Origin of the sequence: Vibrio sp. VGrn 2, assembly GCF_009361695.1 — a bacterium.
GTDB classification, from domain to species: domain Bacteria; phylum Pseudomonadota; class Gammaproteobacteria; order Enterobacterales; family Vibrionaceae; genus Vibrio; species Vibrio diabolicus.
On record NZ_RBWD01000005.1, the window covers coordinates 121,887 to 146,239 of the forward strand.

The following is a 24,353-nucleotide window of genomic DNA, read 5'->3' on the forward strand; positions in this document are numbered from 1 at the left end:
TGCTTGGACCGAGTTGATAAAACTTAATACCTCTCTAAATTAGCGATCTATGCTGTTTATATAAAACCAGATAAATATAAAAGCCTAGCAAACACGTTAGTATAGAAAGACATCATTTCGCCTGGAGATAAGCATAAAAAAACCCGAGTGCGAACACTCGGGTTTTGAAAAACTAAAATCAGTTGAAAACTGGAGCGACTTTTACTCTTCAGAGTTTGGTGCCGCTGGCTTTTTCTTCGGAATGAACACATCATCACCCACTGATACGTTTTTGTAGAAACTCTTGTCACGTTTAACAGGTTTCTTAGCCGACTTCTTCGCTTGAGGGCGTGATTTCTTCGCTGTTGCTTTCTTGTTACGGAAATCTGGCTTAGGTGGCTTCAGGCCTTTGAACTTACCTTTCAGATCTTCGAATACTGAAAACTCAAGATCTTGTTGTAGGTAAGCTTCTACACGTTTAAAGCTATCCCAGTCTTTTGGACCAACAAGAGAAATCGCATCACCCTTGTTACCAGCACGGCCCGTACGGCCAACACGGTGTACATATTCTTCAGTATGCTTTGGCATATCGAAGTTAATGACGTGTGTCACTGTCGCAATATCCAAGCCACGAGAAGCAACATCTGTTGTCACTAGGATCTTGAATACCGCTCGCTCAAACTGGCTCATGATCGTATTGCGTTGAGTCTGGTTCAAGTTACCACTCAATGCAACGGCCTTCAGTTTCTTCTCGTTTAGCTTCGCTGTTAGGCGCTCAGTATCATCGCGCGTCGCCGTAAAGATGATAACTTGGCGATATTCTGCTTCTGAAAGTACGCGATCTAGAATCGCCTCTTTATGATCAAGATGATCACACAGGTAGAATTTTTGCGTGATATCTTTGTGTTCTTCGTTAGAAACACCGATAGCAATACGTTTCGGAGCATTAAGCATTTCAGCCGCAATGTCATTTACGTCGGCGTGATCCAACGTTGCAGAGAACATTAATGTTTGACGGCGACGATGCTTAGCTGCTTTATGGATACGACGAAGCTCTGGTGCAAAGCCCAAATCCAGCATACGGTCTGCTTCATCAAGGATCAGCGTTTCCAAACCTTCAAGGTAAAGCGAGCGGTGCTCTAAGTGGTCAGCCAGACGTCCTGGTGTCGCCACGATGAATTTCGGGTAACGGCGCAGTGCTTTCACTTGATCATTAAAGTTCTCACCACCCAAAATCAATGCAGCTTCATAAGATAGGCCAGCAAGCATAGAGCGAAGCTCACCATACACTTGTTTCGCTAGCTCACGAGTGGGAGCAAGAATAACTGCGCGAGGGTCTTTGGCAGAAAACGATTTTGTCTTTAAAGACTTGTGAAGCATTGGTAATACAAACGCCAAAGTCTTGCCCGAACCCGTTTTCGAAGATGCCAATAAATCCTTGCCTGCAATCGCAACAGGAATAGCCTGCTTTTGAATGTCAGTTGGTTTTTTAAAATCGTAGTGTTTTAGGTTCTTCAACAATCGGTTGTCTAGGCCTAGATCTTTAAATTGCAAAGTATTCTCCAATAAATCAGTCAGCGTCTGAGCGCTCTGTAATGTCGTTTCCGCTCTAACGCAGCAAAAAAAAAAAGCTCGGTATAATACCGCAAATCATAGGAGTATAGATAGAGATCACACAAACTAATTCCCACGGATGAAAACAAAACATCACTTGCGGCTCAATTAAGAACAAACCCTCGCTTTATTGGTCAGCTGCTTGGCTTAAGATTTAGAGAAAAGCGAGCTCAAGGTGCGCCTCTCGTTCTCCAATAAAACTGCGTAAATAGCAGTTATTTGCGCCGAGAAACTTTCATTTGTGTCAATATCGTCTAAATTATTGATATCAGGAACGTGGCAAAAACACCTGCTATGAGAACTGTTGTGGGAATAAGGGAGAGGATAATTCACTCACCTTTGTTAAGCTCAGGTAAAAGTTGACGTCAGGTACTCCATGAAATTCTTGGGTTTTTTTGACTTTTGCTACATCATGTACTGATAAAATGTATCCACATTTAACCTCGCTACTGTATAAAATAATAGTTGGTAGCGAGACTTTCACTATAAGCAAGGAGTTCTTATATGAACAAAACGTTGATCGCAGCTGCAGCAACTTCAGTACTTCTACTAGCAGGTTGTGCTTCTTCTGATGACGCAGCAACAGCAAATGCAGCAAAACTAGACGAACTAAGCAACCAAGTTAGCCAACTAAGCCAAGACGTACAAGCTCTTCAATCTGACGTTCAAAAATCAGGTGCAGCAGCAATGGCTGCTCAAGAAGAAGCTGAGCGTGCTAACGAGCGTATCGATAACATCGCTCAGTCTTACACTAAGTAAGATTTGATACCGCGTCTTAACGCCTGTTAAGGCGCGGTTATTTCGACGGGAACCCCATTCTGTGCGGCAATCGCTGCTTTAGCCTTCACATTTTTCAGTCCGAACTCATCCAGCCACCACTTTAACTCTTTTGGTACCTGTAGGTGATCTTTTTCACCATTGCTGCGAGTCAATGGCTCATGTGCCTCTAAAAATACACTTCTGTCCGGCTCTAGTGATACTTTCACTGGTTGGTTAATGATATTCACTTCTTCACCGTTACGAACTTTTTCAAACAACCATTCAATGTCGCTTGGGTCCATACGAATGCAACCCGCGCTGACGCGCATGCCGATGCCAAAGTCTTTGTTGGTACCGTGAATAAGGTATTCACCATTTCCGTAGGCTAAACGCAATGCAAACATGCCAAGCGGGTTGTCTGGACCGGCAGGTACAACGGTTGGCAAGTCAATGCCCTTTGCTTTGTACTCGGCACGAATCGAGGCTGGCGGCGTCCACGTAGGGTTTGGACGTTTTTGGCTAATACGCGTTGTCATCACCGGGGTGTCTCGCCCAATTCGCCCGATTCCCACGGGGAATACATGCACAATATCTTCCCCTTTCGGGAAGTAGTATAAGCGCAATTCCGCTAAATTAATGACAATGCCTTTGTGGGGTACATCTGGGAGGATCAGTTGTGTTGGAATAGTAAGAACGTGCCCCTCTTCTGGCAAGAAGGGATCCACGCCTTTATTTGCCGCCATTAAACCTAGCATCCCGACATCGTAGTGCTTGGCAATATTTGCCATGGTTTCGCCTTCTTGCACGACGTGGTTTTCAAGGCGACCAATTAAACGACTGCCATCCTCTGGTAGCTCGTACATTTTAGCGAATGACAAACCACTCGCTAAAGATAACGATACAGATAACAACGTACGTTTTGCGAAACTCATTGATCGCTTTTTGCTAAGCATTTCACTTTATTCCTTGGCACTTTTAAAGAGCCGTAAGGTTATCTCTCTTTCTGTCTTGTGATCAACCATCGGCTTGTGATATTCCAGTAAAGAAAATCCCTCCCAAGTCCAAGGTTTATGGATGTATTTGTTTGGCACACTTTTGATTTCAGGCACCCAGTGGCGCACGAATTGACCATCAGAGTCAAACTTCTCACCTTGGCTTATCGGGTTGAAAATACGGAAGTACGGCTGCCCATCACAACCCGTCGATGCAGACCACTGCCAACCACCATTGTTTGCTGCGAAATCGCCGTCCACCAGCTTACTCATGAAGTACGCTTCGCCCCAACGCCAGTCAATGTGTAAATCCTTGGTGAGAAAGCTCGCGACAACCATGCGAAGCCTGTTATGCATCCAGCCTGTTTGGTTGAGCTGACGCATTGCTGCATCGACGATCGGGTACCCTGTCGCTCCAGCCTTCCATCGCTCAAAAGCCTGCTCATCATAAGACCACTGAATTTTATCCTCCCAGTCGATAAAGCCTTTGCCTTTAACGAGCTTTGGTTCGAAAACCAACAGGTGCTGATAAAACTCACGCCAAATGATCTCACTCAACCAAGTTGCTTTCCCTTCTGTTAGGTCATTTTGTTGGTTTTCAGCATACAAGCGAGCAATACATTGCCTTGGTGACAAAGCACCAATCGCAAGATAGGGAGACAGTTGACTGGTGCCATCAATAGCCGGAAAATCTCGATCTTCCTTGTAAGCATCACTGCGCTCACGAGCAAATTCCCTAAGCTGCTTTAAAACATCATTGGTCGAAGCAAACCAATCCTCGCTGGACTCTCGAGGATAGCTAAACGTGAAGTCTGAACTAAATCGAATCGGCTCTAATTGTTCCAATAGTTTGCTGCTTAGCGGCGCTTGTTCTTGAGGCTTTGTTACCGCTGGCATTTGAAACTGCGTCAACCAAGCACGTTTGAATGGTGTAAATACCTTAAAATACTCACCTTGCTTATTGAGAACCGTCGTTGGTGGGTGCACACATTTGTCGTGGAACAGTTCAAAGTCGATATCATGGGAAGCTAACGCCTCACTCACTTGTGCATCGAGCTCTCGTTCATTCACTTCATAGTGAATATTCGCCATAACAGACGTTGCTTCAAGTGTTTTCGCCCATTCACTAATCACTTCGGTACAATCAGAAAACGACGGCACCTCTTTATATAAAAAAGGAACATTCAGGCTTTCCAACTCGTCGTTGAGATACTCTAAACGACGAGCAATGAGATCCGCCTGCATCGGCGCCATGTGATGTTCTCGCCACTGCTCTGGCGTCGCGATAAAACAAGCGACAACAGGCTGACCTGAATCTAACGCCGCCTTAAATGCGGTGTGGTCTAACGTTCGTAAATCACGTCGAAACCATACTAAGATCATGGTGTCTCCTTCGTTTCGTCTACTCTGTTAGGTGCAGTTTCTCAATCACTTCAGAACATCCAATACGTTCTCCAAAACGTGTTTGAAGCATTTTGATGGACTCCACTTGCTTAGCTGCCAGCGCTTTATTGGAAAACAGGTAAATGAGCGAGTAGCTATCAACAACTTCGTGCTCCAGTAAACCAGAGACATCATCAACTTTGTCGATCAACGTCGTGTGATACCCTTGCTCACACAACTTCGCCGCTTGAATCCAGCTCTCTGCTTCCCTATGTTGTTCAAAGCTGATAAGCAAGCACTTCCCTTTGGAAGCGGCTTTGTTTTCAGAGTCGATAACAAGGGCAAGACGAGTGATCAAACAAGTTTGAAATAACCCCATCTGCAACGATCTCAGCGATCCTTTGACCATCTCCAGCGCGTCAAATACAGGGTCAATAAATTGTTCAATAACCAAGTTCAATGGATACTCTTTGAGAACAGATGCAAGCAAGCTCTCCGCTTTGCCTCGATTCAGTTTCGAAAGTGCTGATAACATGGTTTCTACTTCTTCGAGAGTACGAACTTCATTGTTGACTTCTACGTCAGCACTTTTTCCCAAAAGTCCCTTTACTTTACCGATGGCAATCCCCTTCGCGAGCCAACTCTGGACTTCACGAATCGTATCGAGATCTTGCTGTCGATAAAGTCTGTGCCCTTTTTCTGTTCGCTGAGGCTGGATCAAATTGTATCTTCTCTGCCAAGCTCTTAGCGTAACTGGTTTCACACCCGTGATTTCTGCGACATCTCGGATCGCGTATAGTTTTTCTTCTGAACTACAAACCATAGCGTAATCTCATCTCCTGCGGATACGGTTCTAAAAACTTCTGTTTTGCTAAATACTCATCTGGGTAAGTGTTTAAGTAGTGCTTAATCAATGTCAACGGTGCTAATAATGGCAATGTACCAGTGCGGTAGTCATGAATTACTGTTGCTAATTCTTCTTTTTCGTCTTTAGTTAAAGCGCGCTTAAAATACCCTTGTAAATGCATTAGTACGTTAGTGTTGTTTTTTCGGCTAGCACGATTCGCAAGTGCCTTCATAAGACCTAAGCGATACTCTTGATAGAATTCTTCGATTTCATAGCTAGCGACATCGGCAACTAAACGACCAAGAGAACGGTATGACTCAGGGTGATGCGCCATCAAGGTCAACTTATAGCGCGAATGAAAATCGATAATTTTGCCTCGAGTTGGCTCTCCGTCCATCGAGTCATAAAAGTCGTTTAGGCAAAATACTCGGGTAATAAAGTTTTCTTTTAATACAGGATCGTTGAGTCGGCCATCCTCCTCGACGGGCAACCAAGGCATTTTTTTCATCAGCGTTTGTGTGTACAAGCCGACGCCTTCTTTCGCTGCGTTATTTTTGCTATAAACCTTGACGCGCTCCATACCGCAAGTTGGAGACTTGGCACAGACGATGTAACCACAAAGTTGCTCGCTTTGTAGCTCCTCCACTTTGTTAGCAGAGTAAGCAAGCATATTATCGGTATGGTCATTTTCTGGATTTTTAGTTTCTACCAGCGCCACACGCTCTTCTTCGGAAATCAAACGAATTGTTGGTCGCGGCACTGGCATTCCGACGCCCACTTCGGGACATACCGAAACAAAGTCAAAATATGGGCTGAGCTCTTTAGTCACAAAGTTACTGACTTTATGACCAGAGTCAAAACGAACCCTTTCACCCAAAACACAAGAACTGATACCTACTTTGATTGAAGATTCCATGATGACGCATCCCTATACAAAATGTTTTGTTGTATAACTTATAGCAAGGCTTTTCAGATTGTACAAGAAAATAAATTGTACAATTTAATCGTTTTACTTTTCTCAAGAGCATTTCGATCAGCGCTTTCTCAAAAGTTTTTTATGTTCTCAATGTCCATTTTGTGCGCGCAATCGACAAATCGCTCAAAAGCGAATCGATTGCTCTTTTGCTTTCAACAGATTTAGTTATCAATGATGTTCATGGTTTCTAAAAGCGTGGTTTTTGTGACTAAGCTCTCAAGGGGGCACTGTACGTCCCGATATTATTGCTTCAACGAAAACGAACAAGTTCAACAGAATTGGTAATAGCGTTCTATACTAGAGGCGTTTTATCAAAACAAAACTTTGGAGAGCACTTATGGCAACCCCACACATCAATGCACAACCAGGTGATTTCGCTGAAACGGTTCTAATGCCAGGCGACCCTTTACGTGCTAAATACATCGCAGAAACGTTTCTTGAAGATGTGAAGCAAGTTTGTGACGTTCGTAACATGTTCGGCTTTACTGGCACTTACAAAGGCAAAAAAGTGTCTGTTATGGGTCACGGCATGGGTATCCCTTCTTGCTGTATCTACGTACACGAGCTAATCGCAGAATACGGCGTGAAAAACGTAATCCGTGTAGGTAGTTGTGGTGCGGTACGTGACGACGTTAACCTAATGGACGTTGTTATCGGTATGGGTGCTTCTACAGACTCTAAAGTAAACCGTATCCGTTTCAACAACCACGACTTCGCTGCAATCGCTGACTACGGCCTTCTAGAAGAAGCGGTAAACCAAGCACGTGCTCAACAAGTACCAGTGAAAGTTGGTAATGTATTCTCTGCAGACCTGTTCTACACACCAGAAGCTGACATCTTCGAGAAGATGGAAAAACTAGGCATCCTAGGTGTAGACATGGAAGCGGCTGGTATCTACGGTGTTGCTGCAGACCTAGGTGCGAAGGCGTTAACTATCCTAACGGTTTCTGACCACATCATCCGTGGCGAAAAACTAAGCTCAGAAGAGCGTCAAAAGTCGTTCAACGACATGATGAAAGTTGCGCTAGAAACCGCAATCAACATCTAAGAACAAGTAGTAAGTAATAATTTGCAGCCAGAGTTATTGCTGGCTGCCCGAATTATCCCGAGGGGGCGATTGTGTCTAACGGCGAACTGCCAAAAGACGCAGATGGGTTACAACTCAACTTTTGTAAAACATTGGCGTGTGACAACTTTGGATTGAGTGATGCAAAGCGTTACGTTCTGCAACATGCTAACCCTAAACGTCCGGCGATGGTATGCCGTGAATGTGGAGCTTTCCCCCCCTTACTTAACAATCGCGATGTCGTGAACGAACTTCATCGCCTGCGACACGTCCACAGTGACGGGTTGCCTGCGTGCCGCAATGATGATTGCGAGAACTTTGGACTATCCGTCCACACACATAAACACCTCTACCACGCTTTCGGTTACAGCGGCGATCGTCAACGTTACCGTTGTAAAGCGTGTCAAAGTACCTTTGTTGATAAATGGTCAGGCGCGAACAAGAAGCTACAATTCCAAGAGAATTTAATGGGCTTATTGTTTACTGGTTACTCTGTGCGCGAGATCTGCCGAAAACTCAGTATCAACCCGAAAACCTTTTACGACCATGTTGATCATATTGCGAGTCGCTGTCGCCGTAAATTAGCCACTATTGATGCTCGTTGGGTAAACCACGCAACGCACTATGAATTGGCCTCAAATTATATTGCATTGCAGCCAAACAGCAATAATGGTGTCTACTGGATTGTTTCTGGTGAAGCGCACTCAGGCTATATTCTTTGTCAACATGTGAACTATTCTGCTGATGAAGAGCCAATCGCCACGCTAGACCATAACCCGTACGACGAGGTCTCTCGTTTTGTTTCCCAAGAGTACACAGCGGAAGCAAGTGAACCGCCAGCGGAACCTTCGAACCTCCTGCGTGAGCGTATTGACCAAAAATACCAAACCATTTTGGCTCGCGGTAACGTGGAAGATCCTCTTGGTAATCTTTCTGTATTCCATTACCCATCTAAAGGGGCATTAGTTCGTCCGCCTTACACATCATACGCTCATTACCTGCATGTACTTGATATGTGTTGCCCCAACAAACGTGTATCTCTATATATGCCTCAAGACCCCCTACTACGTTCGGCAGCACTGAGCGTTTGTTTGTCTCGAATTAAAGAGAAAAATGTCGACTTGATGTACGTAGAAGAAGACGCAAATTGGGACATGAGCACACCTTTTGGCAAGGTCGATATCGCCTATATGAGCTGGTGGCGAGATCGCTGGGCGATCTCCACTCAAGACGAAAGCCACAAAGGCATTTGCTACCTTGCTGGTGATAGAAATGAGCCCGAGAAATGGTTTAACGTTGCAACAACTCGCCATGTGCAGTTCTATCAAAATCGCTTCCAGATCCTTTTCGAAAGCTTCATTAACGAGCCACGTCGCAAATTACGACCTGCTGGAATTTTACCTCTTTTAGATATATTCAGAGCTTGGCATAATTTGTGCTATCAGGATAAGCAGGGTCTTACCGCCGCACAAAGGCTAGAAGTCACTGATGCTCCTTTGACCATCAAACAGCTCCTATCGTAACTATTGGCATTTAGATGTAGTAATTAGGGGCTGTGACAGTATACATTACGGCACCTAATCGTTTACCAAAGCGTTATCCGCATCGTTTTGGTAATAAAACATGCATCTAACCACTTAATATTAGGTGTGAATTCCAGTTCGATAGTCATGGATGTGAACGTTGGATAAAAACCAAATTCAGCTAGAAGATGAGCTCAAAAAGCTTAAAGGCCAAATAAAAACGGCCCCTGAACACACCTTCAGTGTTGCGCAGCAATACCGTATCCGCGCGGAGCAAATTTTATTTGTGGATGGTGAAATCAGAGCATTGCTGATAATGGCGCAGTGCTGTTGGTGCCTAATGGATTACCGACAAGGCTTAAAGCTAGTCAAAGACGCCTACAGCAAGCAAACCCAACTTGAAACCGACGACCACCTGCCCGAAATTCTTCATTTGTTTGCTCTTCAATATTGGGGACAAGCAAAGTATTACTCAGCCCAACAATATTGGATTAATGCACTCGAACAATCTGCCCTCGTTGATGATATTGAAATTCAAATCGAATCTCTAATTGGGCTTGGCAACGTATGGCGTATCACAAATGAGCATCAACTTGCCGCTTCCACTCATGAGTTGGCCGTTAAAGTGGCAAACAACGTCCGTATTGCTTGGTTGGAAGGCAAAGCTCGTATCCTGTTGGCTTGGGACTATTACTTACTGAATAAATTTGTCGAAATGCTCACTGTGCTGGATGGTGCAACCGAAGTACTAAAAGATCATGATGACAGCACATGGCAAGCAGAGATCTGGGACTTTAAAGGCTTAGCGCTACTTGGGCTAGAACGCCTTGATGCCGCAGAAGAAGCCACACAAAAGGCCCATAAACTCGCTATTGAACATGATCTCATTTGGATGAAGGCACACTCGTTTATTAGCCGCGCAAGGCTCGAACTCTTACGCAAAAATACGGATAGTGCAGCAAAGTTACTACTCGCAGCAGAAGAGTCCGCGCTTAGTTTTGACAACGGCGAGCTACTAAGTCAGATCTGCTTTCAGCAATCTCGAGTCGCTGAAGAGCAAGGTGATTTTGAATCAGCGTTTAACGCGTTTAAAAAATACCGTAAACATGCACTTAAAATGCTCAAAGAACAGACTCATCGAGTCAGTATGGATAAAGCACGCGGCTCCAAACGCCAGCTAGAGCAACGAGCGCGTAAGCTGATTAATCGTATCCGTTCCCAACATGAATATGACCCTGAAAAACAGTTTTCTAATGTTGTGTCCGAGACCTACTGGTGGGAACAGTTAGTTCTGTTTAAAACAGAGCTCAAACGCTCCAACCACGCGATCATTATGATTCAGCATGCAAACCCCGAATTTCTCGATGTTTGTACTGAGCTAGTTCATGCATTGACGACCTCAAATGATCTCATCTCACGAATTTCCAGTGACAGACTAGCTATGTTAATTGCAGAGAAAGGTCAAGCAGCAGAAGATGTCTATCGCACGGTTCAGGCAATGTTAGACATCTATCCATGGAAACGTCGCGGGCTAAAAGGTCCCAAACCGATACTGTATTTGCAAGATATCCTGACCTTCCCATTCACTTTAGAGCAACTCGAAGAAAGCTATATTGAGGTAATGAAGCATGGAACAACTGCTTAGCAAGGTGACTGACGCAGGCATCGATCCTTCTTCCGTCTCTGGTGAAGAAGCGATTACGCTGTGGGAGCACATCGGGTTACATATTGCATCCACGAACCGAGAAAAAGCACATTGCTATATCATTAGTGCCGAGTATCGACGAGAAATCAAACAGCTCAACGACAGCATCGAAGAACTACGACAAGCCCTTGAGTTGCTCGTTTTACCCGACGATGTAGAAGATATTCTGTCTGTAAAAGCAAGCTTGAGTGATCGTTTAGTAGAAGTAGGTGACTACAACGCGGCATTAACCGAATATGTTGCTGCAACGAATATCGCCGTCGAATATGGCTATATTGATGAGTACGTACTGGCTATTATTGGAATGGGCAATTTGTGCGATGCCTATGGGGATCACCATCGTGCTTTGCGTTATTACCAAAAAATCGATGCGATCGATCACGCCATTAGCAGTCGCTCCCTACGTCTGCGCTACAAACTTTACATGCTTGCCTGTTACATCAGTTTGAACCGTACCGCAGATGCACAAGAATTATTGAGTGAGTGTGAAGAGCTAAGTATCCTCGTCAGTGATAAAAACCTTGCTGCGCAAATTCATCTCTACCGAGCCAAACTGCATCGTTTGCAAGAGGATTACCCTAACGCATTGCTTGCTATCTCGAATGTTCAGTATACGACGGGCAGTGCTACCACGTACTGGTTGTCCACAATGGTCAAAATCGAGACCGCATATTGTCTAAACGGTGTCGGACACATCTCTTTAGCCAACTTAGTACTGGACTCTATCGGTAAACGAATTCAGAAACACTCGTCTCCTCTTGTCGCTCAGCATTTTTACAACGCAATGAGTCAAGTTTACGCTTCTCAAGGGTTATTTCAGAAAGCATTAAACTGTGAAAAAAAAGCGTTTCGCATTGAATCTGACCTTGTCAAACACATTCCAATTGGTGAATTGGGTTCTACTCAATTACGTCGACTTTCTCGTTTTGAGCTACAGCTCAAACTCATTTTGTCAGAACTTGAAAACAAAGAGCTCAAGGAAACCACCAAACAACATAAGAATACGGTCGCCCAACTACAGCAAGATGTCTTTACTGACCCGCTGACCTCTTTGCACAACCGGCGCTGGTTAGAAGTCAAACTCAAAGACCTGCTTTTGCACGATACTGAATTTGCGTTGATGGTCATCGATATTGACCATTTTAAGTCCATCAATGACGAGCTCAGTCACCTTGTTGGAGACAAAGCGATTAAACGTGTGTCTCAAGAATTAGCAGGATACTTCAAGTTTAAAGGCGCTTCTTGCGTTCGCTTTGGCGGTGAAGAGTTTCTTGTCATTCTAGAGAATAGCAATCTAGAACGGGCAGAAATGCATGCCGAGAATTACCGCGAACGCATTTATCAATATGGTTGGGACGATATTCTTGGCGAGCGGGGGTTGACCGTATCGATCGGGATTACCTTACATCGAGAAGGAGAGAATACCCAACGTACCTTCTACCGCGCCGACAAAGCCTTGTACCGCGCCAAAGCCAATGGCCGAAACCAAGTCTGTACCGAACTTTAAACCATGCCCCAACCTTCACTTGGGGCATAACCGTGGCTTTTATTCTCTATTCCTTCCTTTAGTACTACTTAGTTTGAATATAGTCGCCTTCACTTCTTATTGTCCCCGAATAGCAATCGATACGGATATCGCATAAACATAATTCAAGTACAAAATAACTTGATTGAACGATAGTTAAGACAAATACTTAAACTGTTCATTTACGTAAGATTTTCCATTAGGTAACAAGCACAGGCAGGTAAGATGTTTCTAGACTATTTTGCACTTGGGTTACTCATCTTCGTTGCTTTGGTGATCTTCTACGGGATTATCGTTATTCATGATATTCCGTATGAAATTGCTAAAGAACGCGAACACCCTCATCAAGACGCAATTCATTACGCAGGCTGGGTTAGCCTTTTCACTTTACATGCACTGTGGCCATTTTTATGGATATGGGCAACATTGTGGCGCAAGGAGCGAGGCTGGGGCTTCAAACAACTTGAGCAAGAAACGCACGACATTCATCACCGTCTTGAAGAGCTCATCGACGAAGTCAACGAACTCAAAAACGAAGTATCGATGTTGAAACAACAAAAGATTCAGCAAAGGCCTTTGACTGAACAAAGTAAAGAGGACGAATAATGGATTTATTGCTGATTCTGACTTATACAGCCCTTTGTATCGCCATTTTTAAAGTCTTTAATATTCCTTTGAACAAATGGACCGTACCTACAGCCGTACTTGGCGGCGTAGTGTTGGTGGGCACACTCGTCCTTCTTATGAACTACAACCACCCATTTACTCAGTTAGGTAACCAAGTATTCCCAACCACGCCTATCGTCTCTGGTGTACGTGGCCGCGTTGTGGAAGTGCCCGTTCAAGCGAACCAACCGCTCAAAACCGGCGATATTCTTTTCAAAATCGACCCTGTGCCTTTTGAAGCAGAAGTCGCACGCCTTGAAGCGAAAGTGAAAGAAGCAAGCCAAGGTGCGTTGGGTTTAGAGTCTGACTTGAGAGAAGCAGAAGCGGCGGTTTTGAAAGCGCAAGCCGATAGAGATAAAGCACAAAGAGAATTTAGCCGATATCAAAGGGGCTTTGATCGCGGCGCGTTTACGGAACAAGATTTAGATACTCGACGCCAAGCGTACAAAGCGGCAGAAGCCATGCTAGACGTCGCCATTTTGCAGCAAGAGCAAGCACAGATCGCATTAGAGTCGGAAATCGGCGGTGAGAATACCCAAGTCGCGCAACTACTCGCTGAGCTACGTAAAGCAGAGTTCAACCTTGAGCAAACCGTCGTTCGTGCGCCAACCGATGGTTACGTTACGCAATTGGCTTTGCGCCCTGGTGTGATGGCTGTGCCGTTGCCGCTTGCCCCTGCAATGACCTTCGTGCATACCGAAGACATTACGTACACCGCGGCGTTCAGACAAAACTCGCTACAACGTTTGGAGGCAGGCTTTGAAGCGGAGTTTATGTTCCGTGCGATACCGGGCAAGGTATTCCGTGGCGAAGTCATCGACGTGATTCCAGCTATTGGTGAAAGCCAAATTCAAGCCAGAGGTGCTCTGCTTGGTACCGATGCCCTGCGCACAAGCGGACGTGTATTTGCGAAGCTGAAAATCACGGACGATTTGAGCGAATACCACCTACCAATGGGTACCGCGGTTGAAGTCGCCGTTTACTCAGACAGCTTTACTCACGTGTCAGTGATGCGCAAAGTGCTGATTCGCATGAAGAGCTGGCAGAACTATTTGTACCTAGACCATTAATGAACAGCTAGCTCATTCATTTATCGATGAAAATAGTATCAGAAAGTGTAATCGGGGGCTGACAATCAGCCTCCGATTTCATTCTGGCCATCCAGACAGATAGCATTCCCACTTTTATCAATATTCTGTATAATGCGCGCCTTATTTTTAATGCTTGCTAAAAAACAAAGCCAGTCAAAGGGATACGTGAATCAAATCACACATTTCCTGAAGAAAAATAGAGCAAACAATAAGCAACTTGGTTGTTTTGTATATATGTTACACAATCAAATAACCAATGCTTTCCAACAATATAAATGAACGTTCTTTAAAATCGACCATTGAACTGAGGTTATCTATGAATCTTTCTGCTAAAACCGTTGTGGTTATTGCAATCGGTGCTGCTCTTTACGGCATCGGTGGCTTACCTATGTTTGGCATCCCTGTGTTTGCAAACACAACGCTAAAACCAGCCATGGCAGTATTAGCATTGTTCTCAGTACTATTTGGCCCACTTGTTGGCTTTTTGGTTGGTTTTATTGGCCACTGGGTCACTGACCTATTCGCAGGTTGGGGCGTATGGCTCACTTGGGTACTTGGTTCAGGTATTGTTGGTTTGATTATCGGTCTATTCCCTTCTCTAACGCGCTACCGTTTAGAGAAAGGCGATTTCAATATGAAAGACTTCGCGTTATTCGTAGTACTTGCGCTATTAGGCAACGTATTTGGTTACGGTTGCTCTGCATTCCTCGACACGATTTTATACGCAGAACCGTTCACTAAAGTGTTTACCCAGCTTTCAATTATCGCGATCGGTAACACTATTCTTATTGCTATTGTTGGCTTCTTCATTCTTAAGTCTGTCGCTAAACGTAACAAGCAAAGCCGTAACTTAACAGAGGCTTAATGTCGAATGACAATCGAATTTTCTAACTTCTCTTTTAGATATGAGTCGCTGGACAAACCGACGCTAAAAAATATCAATCTAAGGATAGAGAAAGGAGAGAAAATCGTCATTATCGGTCCAAGTGGTAGTGGTAAATCTACCCTTGGGCAATGTCTTAACGGACTGATCCCACACGCAATCAAAGGGGAAACCAGTGGAACATTGACCATCAATGGTCAAGACACCGCCCCTTTCGACATGCACCAATACACCGAGCAAGTTGGCACCGTACTGCAAGATACGGACAGCCAATTCGTGGGTTTGAGCATTGGCGAAGACATCGCATTTGCGTTGGAAAACCAGCTAACTTCTAACATCGACATGTACCCATTGGTCAAAGCTACGGCCAAAATGGTCGACTTGGAACAGATGTTAGATCGCTCTCCCCACGATTTATCTGGCGGGCAGAAACAGCGTGTTTCTTTGGCGGGCATTCTCGTCGATGACGTCGATATTCTTTTGTTTGATGAACCACTAGCTGCGCTTGACCCTAAAACGGGTAAAAAAACCATCGAGATCATCGATGAGCTACACCGCGAAACAGGCAAAACCATCGTAATCATTGAGCATCGTCTTGAGGACGTTCTGCATCGCTCAATTGACCGTATTATCTTGATGGAAAGCGGCGAAATCATTGCCGATACAACGCCAGATGAAATTTTAGCGTCGCCTCTGCTAGAAGATTACGGCATCCGCGAACCGCTTTATATTTCGGCTCTGAAAGAAGCAGGCTGCGCGATTGAGGGCGATGCAAAACCTTCTAGCTTAACTACCTTACCGTTAGAGCAATATAAACCAGCAGTACAAGCATGGTTTGATGGTTCAACAGCACAACGACCTAAAACGCCAGCCGAGACTTTGCTTGAAGTCTGTGGCCTCACCTATTCTTACGACGGTGAGAAAAACGCGTTAGAAGACGTGAGTTTTGACATCAAGCGTGGCGAGTTTGTCTCTGTACTTGGCAAAAATGGCTCGGGTAAATCGACCATCACCAAACTGATTATGGGCGTTATTGAAGCGGATAGCGGCTCAATGAGCATGAATGGTCAAGATCTTAACGAACTGACCATCTTCGAGCGCAGCCAGAAAGTGGGCGTGGTGATGCAAAACCCGAATCACATGATTTCCCATCACATGATTTTCGACGAAGTGGCCTTCGGCCTCCGTAATCGTGGCATTGAAGAGAAACAAATCGAAGCTAAAGTACTTGAAGTCCTTGAGCTGTGCGGTTTGAGCAAATACCGTCACTGGCCAATCGAAGCATTGAGCTACGGCCAGAAAAAGCGCGTGACCATTGCGTCAATTTTGGTCTTGGAACCAGAGCTTCTGATCCTTGATGAACCGACGGCAGGTCAGGACTACCGGAACTACACGTCTATGCTGAGTTTCATCGAAAAGCTCAATCGCGAGTTGGGCGTAACCGTGATGATCATCTCCCACGACATGCATTTAGTGCTGGAATACACCACGCGCTCTATCGTGATTGCAGACAGTAAATTAGTCGCGGATGCACCAATGACGCAGGTATTCAGCAGTCCAGAGCTACTAGACCAAGCGAACCTCACCACAACAAGTCTGTTTGAGTTGGCTACGAAAGTTGGCATCGAAGACACCAATGGCTTTATGCAGCATTTTATCAATGTAGAAAAAGCGCACCGCCAACAAAAAAGCAGCGAAGTAAACCAACCAGAGAAAGCGGTGGCATGAAAAACAATAAGATGAAGTTTGGTATCAACTACATCGATACCCAATCGCCACTTCATAAGTTGAATGGCATTACTAAGTTCTTGCTTTTCATTGCTTGGGTAACGGTGGTGTTGACCACGTTTGACTTGCGAATCATTGCACTGTTGATCGTGCTTGGTTTGGGCTTATTGAAAATGACCAAAGTGCCATTTCATGTCTACAAACCACTTTTACTCGGTACAGGCACGGTATTGCTGATCAATGCCCTATTTATGTTCGCGTTAGCACCGCAACAAGGTACTGAGTTCATGGGCTCATCAACGGTTTTACTCTCGTTACCCGGTAATTACTCGCTCACTCAAGAGACGTTGTTTTACCTAGTAACAGTGACGTTGAAATACTTCAGCATGTTCCCAATCGCGTTAGTGTTTGTATTTACCACTCACCCGACGGAGTTTTCAGCCAGCTTGAACCGCTTGGGTGTGCCTTACAAAATCGCCTATGCCGTGAGCTTAACGCTGCGCTACTTGCCGGAAGTGAAAAAGGACTTTGTTAACATCATGCACGCGCAACAAGCACGCGGAGTAGAACTGAGTAAGAAGGCTCCGTTATTCACTCGTATGAAGAACGTGGCGAAGATTCTTGGCCCTCTGATTTTCTCTAGTTTGGACAGAGCAGACCAAATCTCAAACGCGATGACGCTACGTGGTTTTGGCCGTCACTCATCTCGCACTTGGTACAGCCTAAAACCACTTACCAAAGCCGATATGATCTACATGGCAGGGATTGCGGTGATAGTGATTGCTGCGATCAGCAAGCGTGTTATGGACACACAACTGTTCTGGTATCCGTTTTAAATTCTGAAGCTTCAAACTGAACATAACGTGGTTAGTGTTGTGACCACGTTATGTTTCCCTCTTTCCCCTCGATAACCCGCTCATTAGCCTCTTGCTTGCAGGTTCAAAATAGGCGTGTAATCTCAGCGGCTCGTTGATGTGCCAGAAAGTTGCTTATTTAAGCGACCAACATGAACTAAACTCATCAGTTTTATCAGGGGCTTAATGATCAACTGCGCGCTGCCTACGATGAACAGCCAAGTCCCGCTTTCAATCAACGAATCATTCAAAAAGAAAAAGCTACCAATTAAAAACCAAATAGCTATGAGCAGATCGTTGGCAGCACCTAACGCCTCATAGCGACGTTGAATAACGACGTGACGGTTTCCTAGATCTAAATCCAACTCCCTGCCATGTACCTGCACTGTAAAACCCTCCTTAGCGTTTCGACTCATGTTGTACCCGAGCAATGTCAACATACTTAGGTATAAAACCCTAACGGACCCAATAGATATGTACAACCATAGAAGAAACAACATGAGGATAAAGAAAGGGGTGCCTAAGCACCCAATTCAATGAAGCTATTAACAGTAATTAAATTCTATTACTAGATAGTAAGTACCAACTTAGCTCCACTTTAATAAGCGGGTCTCATTGCCCTCTTCTGGCTTCGCTGGAATATTGAGTGACAGCAGTAAGCTCACAGCCGCCATACCTGCACCGATGTAAAATACGCTAGCAGGAGAAACCAGCCAAATCACACCAAACGTAACGGGTATCACAACCGCCGCAATATGGTTAATAGTAAACGCAACTCCAGCGGTCGACGCCATATCGGCAGGATCAGCAATTTTTTGGAAGTAGGTTTTGATAGCAAGCGCTAGCGCGAAGAACAAATGGTCGACAACATACAATGCAGCAGCCCACTCCGCGGTTTGCACCAAACCATAACCGACGAATACGAAGATCAAACCGACGTACTCAAACATCAGCGCTTTACGCTCACCAACAACGCCGATGAAGCGGCCGATTCGCTTCGCAAACAAGAAGTTAAAGACATAGTTGATCAAAAACAGCAAGGTAATGTCTGCGGCAGAGTAGCCAAACTTCTCTACCATCAAGAAGCCAGCGAAAACCGTGAAAATCTGACGGCGAGCACCACTCATAAACGTGAGCGCGTAGTACAACCAGTAACGTTTACGCAGAATGAGCTTCTTGTTTTGAGGCACTTTTGTTTTAAATTGAGGGAAAGCGAATGCCATCACCAAAATAAGCACAAAACCTAGGCCACCAGCCATTAAGTAGACCGTTTTAAAATCAAGTTTGAGCTGTTCGAGCGAAACCCAAATCGCACCGTAGGTAAACAGAGAAGCCAAAGCCCCAACAGAAATAAATTTACCCAGCATTTCCGGGGCTTCTTCTTTCGATAGCCATTGTAAAGACAAAGACTGCTTTAGTGTTTCAAAGTAGTGGAAACCGGTGGACATTAACAAGGTGGTAAAAAGTAGACCGTACAAAGTGGGAAAATAACCTGTTAATGCCGTACCAAGCGTAAGCATCGCCAAAGAGACGAGCATAAAGCGTTGTTCACGGATAAAAAGTAAAACGAATACCGCGGTGAAAGCGAGAAAGCCAGGTACTTCCCTAACACTTTGAAGTAAACCGATATCAGCGCCATCAAAGTTCGCTTTCTCGATAACAAAGTTGTTCAACAACGCCATCCAGGTAGAAAAAGCAATGGGCACGATAATGGAAATTAACAGGAGGAAATTTTGCGGCGTTCTCCAGCCTTGCGATGAGGTAGTCATGATGTTTCCTTTAAATATGAAGGCATCATCATAGCTTCAAATGTAACAAATTCGCAATATCATTATTATTTTCAGCCCAAACCAAGCAGATATGGCATAGGGATATTGTTATGAAGATAAACATCGCACTCAATTCCTTGGCTAAGCGCGATGTTGAAATATCGAGAGAAATAGGTAGAAACGCCAGTGATGAGGCTCAGTAACTTAATCGATATTCTTTACTGTTAGACGATTCTTAAATTCAAACACATGTTCTGGACACACATCCAAACAGCGGCCACAGCTGATGCAGTTTTGATCCATAACTCGACGATCCCCCTCTTTCAATGGTTGTCGAAGCACCTCTGGTTCTGGACAGACGTAAAAGCAATCCATGCATTTGGTGCAATCTTCGCGGCGAACAGCAGTAACGCGCAACAGGCTTTTTCGGCCTATCACGCCATAGGTAGCACCCAGTGGACATAAGTGCCCACACCACCCATGCTCAACTAAGAGTAAATCCAGTACGAACACCAGTGCGATCAACACCCAACCTGCGCCCATACCAAACACCAATCCGCGATGCAGTGCCGCCACTGGATCTAACCATGTCCAAAGAATCGCGCCAGATAGCGCACTACCCAACATCAAAACAGGGATCAGCCAATAACGAATAGTAGGAGACCAACGATAGCTCGCTTTAATGTTGAGCTTTCTGCGCAGCCAAGCCGCCAAATCTGTCACGATATTTAACGGGCACACCCACGCACAAAATGCGCGCGGCGCTAAAATCGCGTAAAACACCACGACAATCACTACGCCTAACAGCGCATTAAACTCCGGAACATGCCCTGTCGCCAAAGCTTGAAGCAAAATTAACGGGTCACTTAACGGCACTGCATCGAGCAACATACTTGATGACAGGTTACCGGTTAGAATTCCCAGTGTCGGCCCAGCCATAAACAGCGCAATGATGGTGAGCTGGCATAGTCTGCGTAAAATCAAAAACCGATGCGCGCGCCACCAGCCAAGCTTTTCAACCGCTTCTTTGCCAGCATTTTGAGCTAAGTTCTTTGCCATTACTTACCTCCTTTTAGCGATTCAAGCGCACCTTCCGGCACAGGCGTCTCACTAGGGAGGATATTTTCGAGTGGTTTGTCGATCTCTTTCCAACCAAAATTGTAGTGACTGCCCACTTTGCCTTTCGCCAAATCCGTCGGGACGACTTTAATAGCAGCGACATCCAACACGCACGCTTGTTCGCACTTACCGCATCCGGTACACACTTCGGAATTCACTGTTGGGATAAGTTTGGCGTGATAACCGGTTCGGTCGTTGTGAACCATCTCTAACGTGATGGCTTCATCAATCAGCGGACAAACGCGATAACAAACGTCGCATCGTAATCCTTGCCAGTTAAGGCAAGTTTCATGGTCAATAAGAACCGCTGTACCCATTCGAGCATCATCAATATCGGTTAGTTTCGGATCCAGCGCCCCACTCGGACAAGCGACAACACAAGGAATGTCTTCGCACATTTCGCAGGGAATATCGCGTGCAGTAAAGTAAGGTGAGCCAGTCGCGACGGGTGAAAGTAATGTCGCAAGTTTCAATGTTTCGTAAGGGCATGCTTGAACACACAAGCCACATCGAATACAGGCTGATTCGAAATCGCCTTCTGGCAAAGCACCGGGTGGGCGAATAGGCACACCTTTCGTTTCTCGAGCTTGGCTTTGCAGCGATTGTAAGCCCAACACACACGCCGCTGCGCCAACGCCTGCCGCAGTTCGGACAGTATCACGCAAAAATCGACGCCGACTTTGCGATGTTTTAGACTGAGAGGATTTCATGCTATTTCCTCAACGAAACTCCTTTATCAAGTTAAGCATAAATAGCGCTAAACGTACCTCTTCCCCATACCTCATAAGAGGTAACTCCACCCTCAATTGATTCAAGTCAACTGATGTACAGTGCCGTCGTCACAGTTTGAATAATTCCATTTATTTCCTCCAACATGAAATTCACCACGATACTCTGCCGTGCACGCCATTTTCAGTACAATAATTCAACACCTTTGCAATCTATTCGCTAAATTCAAAGATAAATGACTACTAAAATTTAGAAAAACATCGCTATAACAACCTAATTTAAAAGGTGTTTATCTCTCAAACCTCAAAAAATACTATCCAAAATAAGGAACTGTGGTTAGATTGAAAATTAATACTAAAAAGCGAAGGAGAGAAGCATGGAAATTATCGTACGTCCAACAACCGTTGAAGACGCAGCGGCACTCGTAGAAATCTATTCACAACCAAAAGCACAACGTGAAACCCTGCAACTCCCAAAACCTTCGCTCGCAATGTGGGTAGAACGATTGTCAAATATGCCCGCAGGCGTTTATAGCTACGTCGCTGAAATCGATGGTAAAGTAGTGGGTAACATTGGCTTTCACCACTCGCAGCGTCCGAGAACAATGCACACAGCATCATTTGGCATCGGAGTGCATGATAGTTTCCACGGGCTGGGTATTGGTAGCAAGTTGATTGAAACAGTCACTGAACTGGCGGATAACTGGCTAAACGTGAGAAGAATTCAAATAGAAGTCAACGCCGATAATGACGCCGCCATTGGGCTGTACAAAAAACATGGATTTCAAATTGAGGGCGAAGCGATTGATGGCTCCTTCCGAGATGGCGAGTTCATCAATACCTATTACATGGCACGTATCAGGCCAAGTAAAAAGTAAATCAAAGCCTCCTAATTGGAGGCTTTTCTTTTTAAACTTCTACTCACTTTCGTAAGTGAGCCAGCGCTCTGCGAGTCAATGCTTCTGTGTAAGGATTGATCTTCCAGTGATCGGGGCTCCAACCTTTCACAAATCGTTGAAAGTCAGCCCACGCAACCGCAAACAAAGGACGCCATTCGCGCTCGACTTCATTGGGGTCGAGATTCGGCTGATAAACCATTAACGCCTGTTGCAACTGAGCAAAATACGTGTCCAAAACCCAAACTTCCATCTCTGCACAACGTTCTGGCTTGACGGCGCTGCTCATGAACAGTGCTACGTCTTTCATCGCACAACCATGTCCAACGTATTGAAAGTCGACCGCAGCAACGCTTGATTCTTCTCGATCAAAACAGAAGTTAGCCAATTTGGCATCACCGTGTACAAGCGTCTTGAACTTGGCTTGCGAAAGCGTTTGATCAATTAATTGAGCGGCATTTTTTAGCTCGGTGTCTTGCAGCGCCTCAAGCTCATCAGGTCTGGTTGCCAAGTGCCAATACGTGCCGATATGCCACAGCTTATCCGAGCGAACACCGATGTAACGCGCATGAAAGTTCGCCAACCAAGCAAGGCAGGCTCGTAGATGCTCTAGCTTTGCATCGGTGATGACTTTTGGAAAACCCGCCTCGGCGAGATCTTCCATCACGATGAGCCATTCATTCTCCGATTGGAACGTTTTTAGACCTTGTGGTACTCGGCAGCGAGTGCTCACCTCTCTGGAAAAATGCGTATACCAATTCACTTCCACCTGATAAGAGTGCAGCTTTCTTTGGTGAGATCGGTCAGTATTCCAACCTCTTGGATGCTCTGAAGGCTTAGGGAGTTTTACATGCTTAATGATCACCGAACAAGTTGAATAAGTAACTCGGACTAACTCACCATAGCCTCCCCATAGCGATTGTATGACTTCTACCGCTTGATAATTCCCGAGCTTTAGCTCCTGGCCAATGCTTTGGTAACGTTGGTGGTTGTCGTTCATCATCATGCAAGCAGATGTGACCAGGCTTGGTTTTTCTCCATATAATGAATGACATATGGACAGACTGGTTTGATTTTATAACCGAGTGCCTCAATTTCTGGCAATACCGCTTCCATCATCACTTTTCCGTACCCTTTACCTCGTAATACTTCAGGAACCACGGTTGATGTGATGTGCATGACATTATTCTCAAGCTGATAAACCACCTTGGCTTTATAACCTTGTTCTAAATCAACCCAAAATGTGTTGTTTTCAACTTCATGAGTTACTTTATGCATATCTTGCTCTCTAATTTTTGTTACGGATTGATTGAATCAAACTATATCACTGAATAGAATCAACACCATGCGGAAGTGCTCTGTCACTTCACGCCATTACCTTCTCAAATCAGGTACGACAATAATAATGAGAAATATGAGCCCTATTGCCAGAGACGGCAAACTACCTCTGCAAAGCAAGAAGGCACCCGAACGTCAGGCAAGTACACTAAATAGCACCGATGCAATGGCAATGGTCGAACATGGCAGTGAAGTAAGTTTAAACGTCACGACACCTGTTGGTACCAAGTTTATTACAACCAGCACATTTGTCGGCTGTCACTCAAATAATACCGCATTGATAGAGGTTCCGAACATCTCCGATGAGGACTTGAAATTTTATTTTCAAGAAGGCTTTTGGATCAATGTAAAAGCGTACTCTCATCGAGGGGAAGGTGCTGTCATTCCATTTCGGGCGCAATTGCAGCACCGACTCGGCGACCCGTATCCAATTTTGGTGCTAAGTCTACCTAACACCATGCAGGTCTTTCAGCTTCGTAAAGAAGTACGTTACGAAGTGAATTTGAAGGCGCGCGTTTGTTTAGAAGCCTATCGAACTGAATGCGAGATAAGAGATTTATCTCGTAGTGGGTGCCGCTTTGTGACATCACCAATGAGCCGACCACTTCAGGTTGGTGATCGCGTTTCATTGGACCTAACCATGCCCGGTGAAAGCCACATGCTCGCGCCATTGCGAGGTCGTATTTGTAACTTACAAAAATCGACACACCATGCTCGCTATGGAATGGAGTTTGATGAGGTTGGTAAAACCAACGCTAAAAGTCTCCTGAGTCACCTAAAATTTGATGGGACTAAACTTACACTAAAAAGGTAGCTTTGATAATGAGCACCAAGTAGCGGCCAGTTTTGATACCCGGAAAACAAGAAACCCCTTACTGTAAAGTAAGGGGTTTTGTTTACTAAGAATAAGGC

The 24,353-nt window shown here is 45.0% G+C and carries 23 protein-coding genes; 12 read left to right on the forward strand and 11 right to left on the reverse strand.

What is annotated here, in order from left to right; translation table 11 throughout:
- Window positions 1-201: 201 nt before the first annotated feature.
- Window positions 202-1,545: a DEAD/DEAH box helicase gene (locus tag D8S93_RS10840; protein ID WP_047009779.1), complete on the reverse strand. Its 1,344-nt coding sequence runs from the start codon at window positions 1,543-1,545 to the stop codon at window positions 202-204.
- Between the two features lie 552 nt (window positions 1,546-2,097).
- On the opposite strand from D8S93_RS10840, the gene D8S93_RS10845 reads away from it, so the two are divergent.
- Window positions 2,098-2,352, forward strand: coding sequence for an Lpp/OprI family alanine-zipper lipoprotein (locus tag D8S93_RS10845; protein ID WP_005375145.1), 255 nt, complete (start codon window positions 2,098-2,100; stop codon window positions 2,350-2,352).
- A gap of 26 nt (window positions 2,353-2,378) precedes the next feature.
- Here the strand turns inward: D8S93_RS10845 and D8S93_RS10850 are convergent, their stop codons facing one another.
- The 4 genes from D8S93_RS10850 to D8S93_RS10865 are packed head-to-tail and all read right to left on the reverse strand — an operon-like array spanning window position 2,379 to window position 6,490.
- A complete protein-coding gene (locus D8S93_RS10850) occupies window positions 2,379-3,305 on the reverse strand; it encodes a L,D-transpeptidase family protein (RefSeq protein WP_005394922.1) in 927 nt (308 codons plus the stop codon).
- Between the two features lie 6 nt (window positions 3,306-3,311).
- The gene (gene phrB, locus D8S93_RS10855) at window positions 3,312-4,727 is read right to left on the reverse strand and encodes a deoxyribodipyrimidine photo-lyase (protein ID WP_152813148.1); all 1,416 of its coding nucleotides are present in this window, start codon (window positions 4,725-4,727) and stop codon (window positions 3,312-3,314) included.
- 19 nt (window positions 4,728-4,746) lie between these two features.
- The gene (locus tag D8S93_RS10860) at window positions 4,747-5,550 is read right to left on the reverse strand and encodes a MerR family transcriptional regulator (protein WP_047009571.1); all 804 of its coding nucleotides are present in this window, start codon (window positions 5,548-5,550) and stop codon (window positions 4,747-4,749) included.
- Window positions 5,540-6,490, reverse strand: a complete 951-nt coding sequence (locus D8S93_RS10865) for a YbgA family protein (RefSeq protein WP_046875782.1) — start codon at window positions 6,488-6,490, stop codon at window positions 5,540-5,542. The genes D8S93_RS10860 and D8S93_RS10865 overlap by 11 nt, the downstream gene beginning before the upstream one ends.
- A 397-nt stretch (window positions 6,491-6,887) precedes the next feature.
- Here D8S93_RS10865 and deoD point away from each other — a divergent pair, with 397 nt between their 5' ends.
- The 9 genes from deoD to D8S93_RS10910 all read left to right on the forward strand — a co-directional run bounded on the left by deoD (window position 6,888) and on the right by D8S93_RS10910 (window position 17,573).
- A complete protein-coding gene (deoD, locus tag D8S93_RS10870) occupies window positions 6,888-7,598 on the forward strand; it encodes a purine-nucleoside phosphorylase (RefSeq protein ID WP_005394915.1) in 711 nt (236 codons plus the stop codon).
- A 71-nt stretch (window positions 7,599-7,669) separates the two neighbouring features.
- Window positions 7,670-9,139 carry a lactate dehydrogenase gene (locus D8S93_RS10875; RefSeq protein ID WP_319802983.1) on the forward strand — a complete coding sequence of 490 codons (1,470 nt, stop codon included), beginning with the start codon at window positions 7,670-7,672 and terminating at the stop codon, window positions 9,137-9,139.
- Window positions 9,140-9,299: 160 nt separating this feature from the next.
- Window positions 9,300-10,784, forward strand: a complete 1,485-nt coding sequence (locus D8S93_RS10880; RefSeq protein WP_152813151.1) for a tetratricopeptide repeat protein — start codon at window positions 9,300-9,302, stop codon at window positions 10,782-10,784.
- Entirely contained in the window at window positions 10,768-12,351 is a 1,584-nt protein-coding gene (locus tag D8S93_RS10885; RefSeq protein ID WP_006741935.1) for a diguanylate cyclase, read from the forward strand. The genes D8S93_RS10880 and D8S93_RS10885 overlap by 17 nt, the downstream gene beginning before the upstream one ends.
- Window positions 12,352-12,594: 243 nt before the next feature.
- Window positions 12,595-12,975, forward strand: a complete 381-nt coding sequence (locus tag D8S93_RS10890; protein ID WP_006741936.1) for a DUF3302 domain-containing protein — start codon at window positions 12,595-12,597, stop codon at window positions 12,973-12,975.
- Window positions 12,975-14,105, forward strand: a complete 1,131-nt coding sequence (locus D8S93_RS10895) for an HlyD family secretion protein (RefSeq protein ID WP_152813153.1) — start codon at window positions 12,975-12,977, stop codon at window positions 14,103-14,105. The genes D8S93_RS10890 and D8S93_RS10895 overlap by 1 nt, the downstream gene beginning before the upstream one ends.
- Window positions 14,106-14,442: 337 nt before the next feature.
- Window positions 14,443-14,991: an ECF-type riboflavin transporter substrate-binding protein gene (locus tag D8S93_RS10900; protein WP_005375133.1), complete on the forward strand. Its 549-nt coding sequence runs from the start codon at window positions 14,443-14,445 to the stop codon at window positions 14,989-14,991.
- Window positions 14,992-14,997: 6 nt separating this feature from the next.
- The gene (locus D8S93_RS10905) at window positions 14,998-16,737 is read left to right on the forward strand and encodes an ABC transporter ATP-binding protein (RefSeq protein ID WP_152813155.1); all 1,740 of its coding nucleotides are present in this window, start codon (window positions 14,998-15,000) and stop codon (window positions 16,735-16,737) included.
- Window positions 16,734-17,573, forward strand: coding sequence for an energy-coupling factor transporter transmembrane component T family protein (locus D8S93_RS10910; protein WP_152813157.1), 840 nt, complete (start codon window positions 16,734-16,736; stop codon window positions 17,571-17,573). The genes D8S93_RS10905 and D8S93_RS10910 overlap by 4 nt, the downstream gene beginning before the upstream one ends.
- Window positions 17,574-17,695: 122 nt before the next feature.
- Here D8S93_RS10910 and D8S93_RS10915 read toward each other — a convergent pair whose 3' ends face one another.
- The 4 genes from D8S93_RS10915 to napG form a co-directional block, all read right to left on the reverse strand.
- Complete coding sequence (locus tag D8S93_RS10915) at window positions 17,696-17,977, reverse strand: YrhK family protein (protein WP_005394897.1); 282 nt, start codon at window positions 17,975-17,977, stop codon at window positions 17,696-17,698.
- Between the two features lie 201 nt (window positions 17,978-18,178).
- The gene (locus D8S93_RS10920; protein WP_005394895.1) at window positions 18,179-19,360 is read right to left on the reverse strand and encodes an MFS transporter; all 1,182 of its coding nucleotides are present in this window, start codon (window positions 19,358-19,360) and stop codon (window positions 18,179-18,181) included.
- 204 nt (window positions 19,361-19,564) lie between these two features.
- On the reverse strand, window positions 19,565-20,419 hold the full coding sequence (napH, locus tag D8S93_RS10925) for a quinol dehydrogenase ferredoxin subunit NapH (protein WP_047009578.1): 855 nt from the start codon (window positions 20,417-20,419) through the stop codon (window positions 19,565-19,567).
- A complete protein-coding gene (gene napG, locus D8S93_RS10930) occupies window positions 20,419-21,189 on the reverse strand; it encodes a ferredoxin-type protein NapG (RefSeq protein ID WP_006741942.1) in 771 nt (256 codons plus the stop codon). Before napG ends, napH begins: the two co-directional genes overlap by 1 nt.
- Before the next feature lie 395 nt (window positions 21,190-21,584).
- Between napG and D8S93_RS10935 the strand changes: the two genes are divergently transcribed.
- Window positions 21,585-22,085 carry a GNAT family N-acetyltransferase gene (locus tag D8S93_RS10935; RefSeq protein ID WP_006741943.1) on the forward strand — a complete coding sequence of 167 codons (501 nt, stop codon included), beginning with the start codon at window positions 21,585-21,587 and terminating at the stop codon, window positions 22,083-22,085.
- Window positions 22,086-22,128: 43 nt separating this feature from the next.
- Here D8S93_RS10935 and D8S93_RS10940 read toward each other — a convergent pair whose 3' ends face one another.
- Both D8S93_RS10940 and D8S93_RS10945 read right to left on the reverse strand, forming a co-directional pair.
- Window positions 22,129-23,103, reverse strand: coding sequence for a phosphotransferase (locus tag D8S93_RS10940; protein ID WP_413743275.1), 975 nt, complete (start codon window positions 23,101-23,103; stop codon window positions 22,129-22,131).
- 2 nt (window positions 23,104-23,105) lie between these two features.
- The gene (locus tag D8S93_RS10945; protein ID WP_152813161.1) at window positions 23,106-23,381 is read right to left on the reverse strand and encodes a GNAT family N-acetyltransferase; all 276 of its coding nucleotides are present in this window, start codon (window positions 23,379-23,381) and stop codon (window positions 23,106-23,108) included.
- Between the two features lie 127 nt (window positions 23,382-23,508).
- On the opposite strand from D8S93_RS10945, the gene D8S93_RS10950 reads away from it, so the two are divergent.
- On the forward strand, window positions 23,509-24,255 hold the full coding sequence (locus tag D8S93_RS10950) for a flagellar brake protein (protein ID WP_152813163.1): 747 nt from the start codon (window positions 23,509-23,511) through the stop codon (window positions 24,253-24,255).
- Window positions 24,256-24,353 lie beyond the last annotated feature (98 nt).